This window comes from Agaribacillus sp. DX54, from assembly GCF_056858335.1.
The window spans coordinates 374031-387803 of the sequence record NZ_JBXEQE010000003.1 but is presented as its reverse complement, the minus strand read 5'-3'; the positions used below and the strand labels follow the sequence as shown (position 1 = coordinate 387803).

General features: G+C 35.1%; 12 protein-coding genes. All 12 read right to left on the bottom strand.

The window, feature by feature from the left end:
* Window positions 1-21 precede the first annotated feature (21 nt).
* The 12 genes from AC04NP_RS05990 to AC04NP_RS05935 all read right to left on the bottom strand — a co-directional run bounded on the left by AC04NP_RS05990 (window position 22) and on the right by AC04NP_RS05935 (window position 13721).
* A complete protein-coding gene (locus tag AC04NP_RS05990; protein WP_482858603.1) occupies window positions 22-1017 on the bottom strand; it encodes a 6-bladed beta-propeller in 996 nt (331 codons plus the stop codon).
* A 108-nt stretch (window positions 1018-1125) separates the two neighbouring features.
* Complete coding sequence (locus AC04NP_RS05985; protein ID WP_482858602.1) at window positions 1126-2289, bottom strand: 6-bladed beta-propeller; 1164 nt, start codon at window positions 2287-2289, stop codon at window positions 1126-1128.
* 291 nt (window positions 2290-2580) lie between these two features.
* The gene (locus tag AC04NP_RS05980) at window positions 2581-2718 is read right to left on the bottom strand and encodes a hypothetical protein (RefSeq protein ID WP_482858601.1); all 138 of its coding nucleotides are present in this window, start codon (window positions 2716-2718) and stop codon (window positions 2581-2583) included.
* Between the two features lie 306 nt (window positions 2719-3024).
* Window positions 3025-4161 carry a glycosyltransferase family 2 protein gene (locus AC04NP_RS05975; RefSeq protein ID WP_482858600.1) on the bottom strand — a complete coding sequence of 379 codons (1137 nt, stop codon included), beginning with the start codon at window positions 4159-4161 and terminating at the stop codon, window positions 3025-3027.
* Window positions 4158-5690, bottom strand: coding sequence for a hypothetical protein (locus AC04NP_RS05970; protein ID WP_482858599.1), 1533 nt, complete (start codon window positions 5688-5690; stop codon window positions 4158-4160). The genes AC04NP_RS05975 and AC04NP_RS05970 overlap by 4 nt, the downstream gene beginning before the upstream one ends.
* 393 nt (window positions 5691-6083) lie before the next feature.
* A complete protein-coding gene (locus AC04NP_RS05965) occupies window positions 6084-7223 on the bottom strand; it encodes a 6-bladed beta-propeller (protein ID WP_482858598.1) in 1140 nt (379 codons plus the stop codon).
* A gap of 1312 nt (window positions 7224-8535) precedes the next feature.
* Window positions 8536-9657, bottom strand: coding sequence for a 6-bladed beta-propeller (locus AC04NP_RS05960; RefSeq protein ID WP_482858597.1), 1122 nt, complete (start codon window positions 9655-9657; stop codon window positions 8536-8538).
* Window positions 9635-9916 carry a hypothetical protein gene (locus AC04NP_RS05955; protein ID WP_482858596.1) on the bottom strand — a complete coding sequence of 94 codons (282 nt, stop codon included), beginning with the start codon at window positions 9914-9916 and terminating at the stop codon, window positions 9635-9637. The genes AC04NP_RS05960 and AC04NP_RS05955 overlap by 23 nt, the downstream gene beginning before the upstream one ends.
* Before the next feature lie 207 nt (window positions 9917-10123).
* Window positions 10124-11281, bottom strand: coding sequence for a 6-bladed beta-propeller (locus AC04NP_RS05950; RefSeq protein ID WP_482858595.1), 1158 nt, complete (start codon window positions 11279-11281; stop codon window positions 10124-10126).
* Window positions 11282-11466: 185 nt separating this feature from the next.
* Complete coding sequence (locus AC04NP_RS05945) at window positions 11467-11718, bottom strand: hypothetical protein (protein WP_482858594.1); 252 nt, start codon at window positions 11716-11718, stop codon at window positions 11467-11469.
* A gap of 123 nt (window positions 11719-11841) precedes the next feature.
* Window positions 11842-12279 (bottom strand): class I SAM-dependent methyltransferase, encoded by a 438-nt coding sequence (locus tag AC04NP_RS05940; protein ID WP_482858593.1) that lies wholly within the window; start codon window positions 12277-12279, stop codon window positions 11842-11844.
* Window positions 12280-13055: 776 nt separating this feature from the next.
* Window positions 13056-13721, bottom strand: coding sequence for an IS982 family transposase (locus AC04NP_RS05935; protein ID WP_482858592.1), 666 nt, complete (start codon window positions 13719-13721; stop codon window positions 13056-13058).
* Window positions 13722-13773: the final 52 nt, after the last annotated feature.

The window sequence follows — 13773 nt, the reverse complement described above, 5'->3', positions numbered from 1 at the left end:
TTAGAAAAAACTATCAACCTATCAATCAAATAGAGCCTCTATATTGTATTTTTCCAACGTTGTTTTGTTACTATTGTAAGTAATAATATGATTACTGTCTATTGAAGGGCAAAAGCTAACGTGCGGCCTTGTTGGAAGCTCTAACAAATGAGTAATGATCAGATCACTTTTATCTATCACAATTATTTTTGATTTGATGATGTTTTTATTTCTATCCCCAAAAAGAATAAATAGTTTATCTCTTAATATAAATACATCTTTCAATATAATGGATGTGGTATTTTTAGGGTGTTCGCGGTAAATTTTACGTTGTTGCACCATTGAGTTTTTAAACACGGAATGATCATAGTATTGGGTTTTACTAATTAAGGAATCATTATAATCATATTTAAAAATCACAGGTTCTGAAACACCAACAAGCCAGTAAAAACCCTCTCCCCTGATTATGTGCATGAATTTTCTGCTGACATTATCAATATTAAAACGTCCGAATTTTTTAAGTATGTTATCGTCAAAATCTGATTTTTGAATTACATCATCTTCAATAGATGATTGATAAATAACACTGTCTTTGACAAACATTCTGTTTATATCACCAATACCTTTACTTGTGAATGGAATATTATCAAAATGACTCCATTTCTTATTTTTTTTATCAAAATCATATACTGTCAATGCGGAGGTTCCTGAACTTACAATGAATAATTTGGAATTCCATAAACATATATCTGTGGGATAGATATACTCCTTCGGCCCTTTACCATAACTTGAAATAGTTTGCTCGAGTTCTAAATCTTCATTTAGAATATGTATTTTATGAGTCCCGATATCTGAAATAACATAAGTGTCGTTTATTTTTCTAATGACTCCAATATTATCTGACAAAAAGGTGCTATCATTTAATTCCGGTAAAACAAAAGTTGGTTGCATTTCGATAATTTTTATTTCATCTTTTTTGTGACTACATGAAATGAAAAAGACAATTAGTAGCGGTAAATATTCTTTCAATTTCTTCATTGATTTAGTATTTTAATTTTTCTTTTGTTCCACTTATATTTTGTTTAATTGGCTCTCCAATTATCCCAAATTGTTGTATAGCTAGCATTTAGGTTACTTTTGTGTATGTTATTTGATGTCAAAAAAGAGTAAGACAGGGTTGCTATTTGGGGTCACTTGATCTTCGAACCCTTCGGGCAATTCAAATTCAAAACCGCCTTTTGCTATAAGAAATGGGTCCAGGACATGGACCATAAATTCGCCCTGACCGTGGTATTGAATTGGTCTGAATTTTCTCATCAGCGTGTCTCCGAATTTGAAATATCTTGAATGTACTTTTTCCTCTTTTTTATAGTACAAAATTTGACAAAGCTCTTTTTTCCCTGACATAACGACGAAATATATTAACTTGTCGTTTTCAAAATAATTATTGAGTCTGGAAGGAATTTTTTGATCCAACACTTCATTGTTTATTTCCACAGGATTGTTTGATGAAGTTAGAACCTGGTCTAAATCTTTACCAAAATCAAAATAATAGTGTTTTGTTAATATGGAGTCTTGCAATTTATAGATTGATGTCTCATGAGGTAATGACATTTGGCAGTATATATCTTCTCCATACTTACAAAATGGGCTTTTCCATTCTAACAAATATTGTAAACCATTCCAAAAAGAAGGTATTGGTAATTGTTTGTGGACTATACTAAAATTTTTATCACAGGATAGAATATTGAAAAAACTTTTGTCTCCATTCAAGGCATTTTTGTTTAGTCTGTTACCACAAAAAAAGAGATACCCGTTTTCAAGCAGCTCAAAACCAGACGCCGAAAAAGGAAGTGGATAATGTTCTTTAAAATTACCTTCCCAGTCAAATCGGAGTATTTTCTCTCCAACGGAATTTCCCAGGATCAATAGGTCATTGGTACCCGATTCCACGAGAAAATCATCAATATGGAGATATTCTCCCGGGCCCTTGCCCTCTTTTTGAATGATCATCTCAAAATCTCCGGTTTCAGAAAATCTTATGATTGATTTTGATGGCTTATCCAGTATCAGGATTTTGTTTTTATAGAAAATCAGTTTATTGATACTATGGATCAAAACAGAATCGGAAAGCGGAACAGTTTTGTTTAAGCTAAAAAAATCATTTACTTCCCAGCTTTTTGCATGCGTTGTCTTAATCACTTTTGCTGCTTTCTCCTCATTCATGCTATCTTTTGTATTCTTATTACTTTGGCATGTTGTGAAAGTAAACAGCCATAAAGCCGGGATTATCATTTTGTATTTTTTCATTTGGCATATGTTATATCTGGTCTGTTAGAATCAATTTATTGTAAAGCATCCTTTCAGGTATTTATCATGGAACAAATACCTGAAAGGTGATTTCTAAAAATACATTTTGTTGAAATCCGTAATGACTTAATTTTTGCCATAGATAGTTTCAACAGTCGTTTCACAAAAAATGCTTAACAAATTGTTTAGTTACAACAATTTCCTGAAACGTCACAGCATAGCTATCCAGTGCTACTGCAATGTATGCTAGGTGGGCGCATTACTTCCACTACTTCACCCCATCTTCCGGTTTTAGTACAGGAACTTTAGCAGATCAGCGCCTACAAATACAAAAGGATCGGTAAGCGAAAGGCTTACATTGGCTACCAAGCCCAACATAAATATACCTGCTGCTATGTAGCGTAGTTTGTTCTTAAATTTAGTTTTCATTTTAAATATGTAATTTTGTTCGAATTAATTTTGTTTTATCGTGCCCTTTCGAGGTGCACGCCCTTGTCTCGTGTCGGCTTCCTGCTGACCGGGGCAAGGTGTTTTCGGGCGCTTTTTTAAAGATCAAATAGGGAGCTTTTTTTTTCCACTATATCCAACACATTTTGTTTCATGGTTTCACTGTCTTTCCATTGCATTGTTCTGTGAAAAGTATGCACACTGTAGAAGCAACCCGTAAAACAAGTCTATTTATCATAGTTGTAATCGTCAGAAACTTGAATATTAAGATTATTTGAGTACATGTTTCTATTTTTCTTTAATTAAAGTAGCGAAAAAACTCCCTGTCACAATTTGTATTCCTATAAAAATCAGAAATATAGAGGGTACCATATGCCTGATGAAATGGGTTGGTACCAGATTTCCGAAATCTACGGCAGACCATTGGTAGTAATTAACCACCCCATAAACCGTTCCGGTAAGCGTTAACAATATCCCTGTGAAAATCCCTTTTTCGAGGCTAAATTTATCTGCTATTACCCCATACAGGCTATTCAGGGGATAAACCTGATGACGATTTACATAGGTAACAACTACAAAATGTGTAATCAGTAACTGGCTTCCAATGAGCGCCATTGTCATGATGTATAACAATGTATTGATATCGAAAGTAACCGGACCTATTTTTAAGGGAGCTATTAAAAGAATACTTCCTATGATAAGGCCAAAAAGCAGGAATAACATTCCGGGAATAAAAAGAAGCCATTTCGGAGAATATAGCAAAAGAAAACGAAGATGCCTCCACCCATCTCTCCAGGTACTGAGATGGGGAGGACGGTTTCGGCCATCAGGATATAGTGTAGTGGGTACTTCGGTTATCTTTAAATGATACATAGAAGCTTTTACCACCATTTCCGAGGCAAATTCCATACCAGTAGCTTTTAGGTTTATTTTATCAAATGCTTGTTTGGTAAAGGCTCTTAATCCACAATGAAAATCTCCAATGGGAACCCTGAAAAATAAACGTCCGATAAATGATAAAACAGGATTGCCCAGATACCGGTGAAGAAATGGCATAGCCCCTTTTTTGATCCCACCTTTAAAGCGATTTCCCATGACGAGGTCATACCCTTCGTCGAGTTTCAGTATAAACGGATCCAGATTTGAAAAATCATAACTATCATCTGCGTCACCCATGATGATATACTCTCCTTGAGCATGACTAATGCCGCTAATCAAAGCCACCCCATACCCTTTTTTGGGAACATGTGTGACCCGGGCGCCGTTTTCAAGCGCGATCTCGACGGAGTTATCGTTGCTGCCGTTATCCGCGATAATAATTTCTCCCTGTATATCGCTTCGTCGCAAAAATACAAGCGCCTTATCGATACACGGTTTCAGGGTTAATTCTTCATTAAGGCAAGGCATAATAATGGATAGTTTCATGGATCGAATTTTAATTTTTTAACCTGGTACACGAAAAATCTGTTATTTTCAAATGTGAGATCAAGCCACGGAGGAGGGTTGTAAAATAAAGAAGATATCTGAAGATAATTTCCATACTGTTTATGTAAAACCAGGTAGTCGGCGAGGTTCCTGATTTTTTCCGGTTGATCATGCACAATGAGGGATTTTCTGCCCGTATATAAGCTCATAACCCGGGGTTTGAAAAACACAACAATATCATCCTCTTTTGATTGTGTAATGATGTGATGAAACATCTCTTTTGCTTCAGTTGCTTCTGGACCTTCGGCAATTTCCGGTTGATTCGCTTTTGTTATAATTTGATGATAACTGTCGATCGATAACAGAGATATGATAAGCACGAATGAAAAGATTGCGGGTTCGACCCGGATTTTTTTTAATGTGAAATCTGTTTTTAACCAGATAAGCCCAGCCATTAAAAAATAAAAATAAAATGGCAAGAACATATACATATATCTGGTTTCATGATGAGGCCAAATCAGGAGAAGTAATAAATGCAATAGACAATAAATGATGATGATCAGATCCTCCTTTTTGCGAGCATTCAGACCCAGGAAAAAAAATGGCAAGGTGATCCATATAAATACAGGGCCAAGAAAAGAACTAAAGCAGATGGAGAGACTATTCAGGTAGGCAAAGAAGTTAGCTTTTATACGCTCCATGGAGATAAGCTGGAAATGTTCGAAATAGGAAGAAGAGCCCGAAGGTAATATGATCTTGCAAATAATTTCCAGCGTCATGTAACTAACTCCAAAAATGAAAACCCACTTGTTTTGGATTAAACAGGCCTTGCTGAACCGCTGCATGGCCCATTGTATACCGAAAGTAATAAATACCGCTCCTGCCAGCAGGATACCTTCGGTACGGATCATGGCGCTAAAAAATAAAATGAATGTTAAGAGGAAAAGTTTACCATAATGCTTGTTTTTTGATTGTAATACCCATTCATAGGTCAGGAAAGAGAGCATCACAAAAAACAAATAGGGAAACTCCGAAAGAATATGTTTTGTATGATCCATCAATGCAGGGTTAAGGCCTATGCATAATGCAATGACCAGGCCTTGCATCATGCCGGTTTTTTTTCCGAACAAAATATATGCGAGCACAACTACCCCGATAAAAAAGCACATTACATATAGTTTCATCAATACAAAATTGTATCCGGCCAGTTTTATGAGCGGACTAAGTAGTATGGGCCACCCCCAGGGATATATTACCGGGGAATAAAAAGAATAGCTGGAATTTTCCACACCAAATTTATTAACTTCGTATATTTCTTTTACTTTTCCATCGAGTAAAGCCTTTGCCTGATGAATATACAGTGAGAAATCGCCTCCCCAGTCATGGAAATCATTTACTGTGATAAAAAATGTAGCAAGTGAAAAAAGTCCTATAATAACCGGTAAGAGCCAATTTAAGGCCAATTTAGTCCTCGGGTTATGTATGAGTTTCCCTGCGGTTTGTTCCGTATGAATAGGTATTTCCTTCATTTCTATATAAGTGACCTTTAATTGTCTGATTCCTGATCCTTAAACATCACAATGATAAGATTGTCTTCCTTATTAAGATTATTGAATTTTTATGGATAATATATCTCATAGAAAAGGAGCTCACTTTGAAGCCAAGGAGCTCCTGGTTGGATATGCCATAAAAAGTATTCATCGCCAGTTAAATAGATGTTCCGACGCTTATTAGCTTTAAATTGTTCTTGTGATATCATTTGATAATCAAAAATTCATAAGATGATAGTAAGTACTTTTTAGTCAAGTTGGTTTTTAAATATTTATAATTAATAAGATATGATAAGTGGAAGTACTATTATTTAGTAAGTATTATAAAGATTTTCTTTTCGGTACATCCGTTTTGATAAATCTCTATGGACGTTAAAAATCCTTTAACTTATGAAGAACCAAAATAGGGTTACTTGCAAATTCCGTACTATCTGCTATCATTTTCAATTTATCATTTATTACATGTCCCCGTTTGTTGGCTTGCAACAGAAGGCTTGGGTTGAGTACACTAATAAATGTATCTTGATATGCATATCGTGGACGGAAAATAAATGACTCAAAAATTCTACTTGCTGGTTCCATGACTATGACAGTTTTATTTTTTTTACTGTAAATGGCATAGAGATATTCTCCATTCCGCATAAAATCGAAATAAATATAATTCGATGTTTCAACAAAATATTGGAATATGTAACTGTACTTATCTTTATTTTCATCAAATAAAGCTTCGCTTTTGGTCATGTGGATTGGTATATTATTACCGTTAAAGTCTAATTTTATTTTTGGCATTAATTCTCCATTTCCATTGTATTGATATACTTCCCCTTCCCATGTCTTAATAAAATTGAGGGAATCCCCGAGTAGATAAAAAGGATAATGTGGGTTAAACCATCTATTAGTCCCAATATCATATTCAAAATATTTATTAACCACCTTGTTTTTCCTGACGGTTATTAGATCAAAATATATACTTTCATTGAAGAAATGTGGTGTTCCATTGGTGAAAAACATTATATCTTCACCCAAGGCAAAAAAATGATATGGCCATATTTCCAAATATTCACTATCAATAAATTCTCCACTTAGTGTATATCGCATTAAGTTATGTTTGGGTAAGTCGAAAATTAGAAGGTGATTGTTGATGGGATCAATGGAAAAACGGGAAGCACTATGATATTCCCCGGGACCATTGCCCTTTTTTCCTATCTTTCGTATGAAATTCCCTTGTAAATCAAAAGTTAACAATAAATCATTGTTATTGTCAAATAGTATTAAGGTATCATTAAGTATTTGTATTAGATCTATTTCACCAATTAATGAATTTCCACCTGACTCCAAGGGAATAAAAACCGGTTTTTCCAAAAACCGGCCGATATCATTTTTAATAGCCTCCTCTTTAACGATTATCTGTTTATTAATGAATAGATTTTCATTTTTTGACCTCGGCTTTTTCTCATTACAACTAATCAAAACCGATGAAATTAAAATAGGAATGAATGAACTATTCTTCATAGTAAAACGGTAATTTAAGAATTAAAAATAATAACCAAGGGACCTGTTAAAGGTCTCTTGGCATAATTATCAGCAAGGCGATTGATCGCATCTACAAGCGTAACCACTACAATTGGTAACTCCTGTTGAATCAACATTACAAGATTGCTGGTGCCCAGGGCAAGATTTGTAGCCTACGAAAATGCCGCAATATTCGCTAGTATTACAACCAGTTCTGGTTGCCTTTTCCTTCTGAACGCACACGCCATCAACGCATGCAAAACCGGGGGGACAGCCGTTGCATGAGTCACTAATACTGCTACTCGATGTTTGTGCCAGTAAATCAGCGCCTATCATGTATAAAAGGATCGGTAAATCGGTAAGCTAAAGGCTTACATTGGCTACCAAGCCCATCATAAATATACCAGCTGCAACATACCTCAGCTTGTTTTTAAATTTAGTTTTCATTTTAAATATATAATTTTGTTCGAATTAATTTTGTTTTATCATGCCCTTTCGAGGTGCACGCCTTTGTCTCGCGTCAGCTTCCTGCTGGCCGGGGCAAGGTGTTTTCAGGTGCTTTTTTAAAGTGTACAATTTTTCATGTTGCAGAACAGGCTAAAAATTGATATGTCTCTGAAATCATAAAGGGTCTTCCTGTAACAGTAACAGAGACCAGCGGATAATTTCCTGTCCTATTATAATAGAGGGGTTTACAAAAAGAAGTTATCCTGGTTTTAGATTTTTTTTTTAAAAGTTCAAAAACTTTACTAATGCCAGAATATTTACAAAGCAGGGGCTTGTATGTTACAGGCTCTGGATTTAAGCATTTTTTCTGCCTGCAGGTCGATTAAATTGAAGATATAACCGTTGTATTTATCCCTTAATAAGAGCAGTGAGTCTATAACGATCATTTGCAGTACACGACCAAGCTATCGCTGGGAAGAGTCATTACCTTAGAAATTGTTTCTACTTGTGTGCTAAACAGGCTTAAAGGACTTAAATCAAAAATGACTTTGGTCTCTTTATTGGTTGTTTTACAAGATGATCCAATGGCAAATACAATTATTAAATTATATAAATATTTCATATTGATTTTTAGAAAACAGATAATATGTATGTAAACAGGCAGGGGTTTTCTGAAATTCTTGCCTCATAAACATGATATTTCAAACACTATCAGTCACACGGATGACTTGGGCCATAAAACTTGTGAGGCACATTCCCCACCCAGACTGTTTGACAATCCACATCATCAATGTTATCGCACCTAATGCATTGTCCGGTAGTACTACTATTACTACCTGTTTGTGCCAGCAGATCAGCACCTATATCAAAACTCTTTAAATCTTATTAAAGCTAATATTGGATTTGAAACATATGTAATAGCGCTCAATTGTTGATTACTCAGGACATTTTTATTTTCAGAATCGAGCAAAAGGTGAGGTTTAATCAAAGCAACAAAAAAATTGTCATTTGCTTCACTAATTATCAAAGGAGGATATACACTTGCGTATATATCATTTTTGATTTGATTGGTATATATAAGCGTTTTTTTAGTTTTTTTAGAATATAGTGTGTAGAACGGCCCATCATCTCCTTGATACACATAATCGAAGGTGAAATTAATGAAATTAGTTGTTTCACAATACCTAAAAGGATTACACATATATTCTGAAAAATCAATAGCCTTACCTCCTTTTATCTCTTCGTAAGGAAGGTTCTTATCGAATGAAATAATAGTGTGATATGACAATTCTTTATCTTGATTCACTGAAAAAATTGTATCATTCCATGATGGATGAAATAACATTTCTTTGCCAGATAATATAAATGGTTTTCTGTTTTTAACCCTCCTTATTCCATTTTCTTCTACATGACTAAATATAGTACTATAACCCTGATTTGTAACAATCAATTCATGCCCCTTTCCCATATTGGTAAATGCCCATATGTCATCAAGAATTCCTACGCTTGCTGGACCAAATGGTAAAGTTGTTTGACTAATTGGCTCAAGGTCAAGGTTGAACTTAATTAATTTAAAACCTCCAAGAATATATAGGTTTTCATTATTATCAATGAACATATCCAATAAGTCTGTATATTCATACGGACCTTTTCCTTTGTTATGGAGTTTCTTTACGAACCTTCCATCCATATCAAAAATAAAAACCGATTCTGATAAACCGTCTTGTATGTAAAATCTATTGTTACAGTAGATCACTTTGGTTATTTCACCTATCACAGAATACTCTGATGTCTCTAGAGGAATATAACTTACAGAATCAATTAAGTGAGATAATGAAACATTGTTGTCTATAAATTCTTCTTTGATTGGGATATTATTTTTAACCGATTCAATATCCACTTGCAATTCCTTTTGGCCACAAGAAAACCAAAATGAACAAATACTTATAACAATAACTAAAAATTCAACTCTTGGAATAAATTCCATTTTCTTTTTTTATTGAAACATTTCTCTTACCATTGTCACAATCACATTCCACAGCATTAACCCATTTTGTAACATTCGAAGTACCACCGCTGCTACTGCCCCCATTACTACCACTACTGCTGCCGCTTGTCTGTGCTAATAAATCCGTACCTACATGTACAAAAGGATTGGTAAGCGAAAGGCTTACATTGGCTACCAAGCCCAACATAAATATACCAGCTGCAACATACCTCAGCTTGTTTTTAAATTTAGTTTTCATTTTAAATATATAATTTTGTTCGAATTAATTTTATTTTATCGTGCCCTTTCGAGGTGCACGCCCTTGTCTCGCGTCAGCTTCCTGCTGGCCGGGGCAAGGTGTTTTTGGGTGATTTTTTAAAGATTACATACATAGGCATTTGCCGGTTTGTAAATGATACATTATTTCAGTGAGGTAAAACCCAGGAGACAATAGCCCTTGCATGGTTCAGTTGATGTCAAAAAAAAGCAAGACAGGATTGCTGTTTGGCTTAACCTGTTCAATGAGTTGTTGGGGCAGCTCAAATTCAAGTTTTCCTTCAGGAATTAAAAATGGCGTTAGCACATGCACCATAAATTCACCATTACCATGATACTCAATGGGGAAAAAATGATTGGAGAGATCTTCAAATTTGATATACCTGGAATATACTTTTTCTTCACTTTTTTTGTAGATGACCTGGTGTACCCCTTTACCTTGCATAACCACGAAATGGACAATTTGGTCATTTTCAAAATAACTGTTGAGCATGCAGGGAAATTCTTCTTCCAGGACTTTATTCCTTATATCTCCGGCGGCGTTATAGGAGGTCAATATGGATTTTAAATCTTTGCCAAAGTCAAAGTAATAATGTGGGGTTATAGCTGAGTTCTGTAATTTATAAATGGTCGTATTATTTGGCAAAGACATCTGGCAGTATACATCTTCCCCATATTTACAGAAAACACTGTTATTCTGAAATATGTATCTTAGCCCATCCCAGAATAAAGGTATTGGTAATTGTTTGTGAACTATATTGAAATTTTTATCACAGAATAGAATATTGAAAAAACTTTTGTCTCCATTCAAGGCATTTTTGTTTAGCTTGTTACCGCAAAAAAAGAGATACCCGTTTTCAAGCAGCTCAAAACCAGACGCCGAAAAAGGAAGTGGGTAATGTTCCTTAAAATTACCTTCCCAGTCAAATCTGAGTATTTTCTCTCCACCGGAATTTCCCAGGATTAATAAGTCATTGGTACCCGATTCCACGAGAAAATCATCAATATGGAGATATTCTCCCGGGCCCTTACCCTCTTTTTGAATGATCATCTCAAAATCTCCGGTTTCAGAAAATCTTATGATTGATTTTGATGGCTTATCCAGTATCAGGATTTTGTTTTTATAGAAAATCAGTTTATTGATACTATGGATCAAAACAGAATCGGAAAGCGGAACAGTTTTGTTTAAGCTAAAAAAATCATTTACTTCCCAGCTTTTTGCATGTGTTGTCTTAATCACTTTTGCTGCTTTCTCCTCATTCATGCTATCTTTTGTATCCTTATTACTTTGGCATGTTGTGAAAGTAAACAGCCATAAAGCCGGGATTATCATTTTGTATTTTTTCATTTGGCATATGTTATATCTGGTCTGTTAGAATAAATTTATTGTAAAGCATCCTTTCAGGTATTTATCATGGAACAAATACCTGAAAGGTGATTTCTAAAAATACATTTTGTTGAAATCCGTAATGACTTAATTTTTGCCATAGATGATTTCAACAGTCGTTTCACAAAAAATGCTTAACAAATTGTTTAGTTACAACAATTTCCTGAAACGTCACAGCATAGCTGTCCAGTGCTACTGCAATGTATGCTAGGTGGGCGCATTACTTCCACTACTTCACCCCATCTTCCGGTTTTAGTACAGGAACTTTCCTGTGCTAGCAAATCAGCGCCTACAAATACAAAAGGATCGGTAAGCGAAAGGCTTACATTGGCTACCAAGCCCAACATAAATATACCTGCTGCTATGTAGCGTAGTTTGTTCTTAAATTTAGTTTTCATTTTAAATATGTAATTTTGTTCGAATTAATTTTGTTTTATCGTGCCCTTTCGAGGTGCACGCCCTTGTCTCGTGTCGGCTTCCTGCTGACCGGGGCAAGGTGTTTTTGGGTGCTTTTTTAAAGATTACATAGGCATCCTTTCTTTTTTTAGTGATACATTTGTTTTAGTTTTTCTTTCTAATCCCGGGGAAGCAGTAGCTATAATATAGTTTGCCTTCTGTTTGTGTTCCATGTACATTTTTCCCAGGTATTCGCCCATAATTCCCAATACAGTCAGTTGTGTTCCCGACAAGCGTGACAGGTGGGAGATGACCACATAATCGAATACACCTTCCAATAGGCTGTTTTCGGCATTGCCACAATGAAAAGACAAATTCGGGTACTGACAACGGGCCTTTTCAATTTTTTCATTTGACAGATCAATGCCCAAGCCTGTTTTTGGTTTAAGCGCATGAAGCAGGCTGCCTTCGCTACAGCCAATCTCGATTACAGAAGCGCCTGAAGGGATCACATTGGTATGGTAGCGTCGCAAAAAACGATGAACAAAACGATTTTTTTTCATAGCATTTCATGGTGTTTATGTGTTGATAAAAAATGTGGGTGATTCCAGCCAAGTAGTGCGGGGAAGAAATTTTTGAAGTGTTTTTTCTCCACAGAGCGGAGAATATTCCGGTCAAATACCAGGAATAAGACCGAGATGGTTACCAGGAAAAAGTAATACTTTTTTACGTATTGCCAACTTTTTGCAATCATCTCATACTGATTTTAGTTTTTTTCAATTCATAGCCTTTCATTAAATCAAGGAAACTCAGCTGGCAGATGAGCTTTCCACTGGTCATTCAGCGCAGCAACTATTACGATACTACATGCACATGACCTATATTGGCTATCGAACCAGGTAAAATGGCAGTAGCCAAATAATAAATAGTTACATTACTGTTATTCAGGATTATTGCATCATATTACAAGTCCTCAAAAGTGTACAATTTTTCATGTTGCGGAACAGGCTAAAAATTGATATGTCTCTGAAATCATAAAGGGCCTTCCTCTAACAATAACAGAGACCGCCGGAAATTTCCTGTTCTATAATATTATAGAGGGAGTTAATAAAAGAAGTTATCCTGGTTTTAGATTTTTTTTTTAAAAGTTCAAAAACTTTACTGATGCCAGAATATTTACAAAGCAGGGGCTTGTATGTTACAGGCTCCGAATATAAGCATATTTGCCCTCATGAAATATTAATTTATTGATACCACGGGTTAAAATATAATCAGAAAGTGGAATAGTTTTGCTTAAACTAAAAAAATCATTTACTCTCTAACCATTTTCTTTTCTATTTTAATCTAAATTGGCAATAAGTTGTATTCTATTGCCAAAGAGTGGATCAGAGAGTTTTTTGGACACATATCCTTTATCTGCAAATAGTTTCCCAAACATCTTTTCAGTCATTGATTTCATCACTTTAAGATCTATATCATCTACATTGCACTTGGTTAAAAAGAAGGAGATGATCTCTCCTTTATCGTTGATGATCAAATGCAGTTTAAAGCCATAAAACCACCCTATGGAGCAAAACCCTCTTTCTGCGGCTTCTTTAAAGGTTCTATACTGATGTATTCTTCTGTTATGACACACTTTCAAATGTGTTGAATCCACAAAACTTGTGCCTCTACATTTACCTAATCCCTTGGTTTTTAAGAATATCATTAAGGGGGCCGCCACTTTTTTCTTTAGTGCTACACATCTCTGATAGGAGACAAGGTCGGGGAAAAGGTCGTTAAGGTGAACACAAACATACTGGTTGTAAAATGATTTGAAATTAGTGAATTGGCCGTAATGGAAAAGGATAAGGATGCTAATAATTTCTGAGTCAGAAAGTTGAGATTTTCTTAGACGACCACCTCCTTTTTTAGATTCGATGAGATGTTTTCTGATTTGAAGTTCAAAATCTTGGGAAAAACCGTCGGCTTCCACGAAAAATTCAGTAATTTTATCCTTAAGCATAAGGGTTGTTTCTTGAGTTAAGATATTGAAATTGGACACTTTAATATACTCA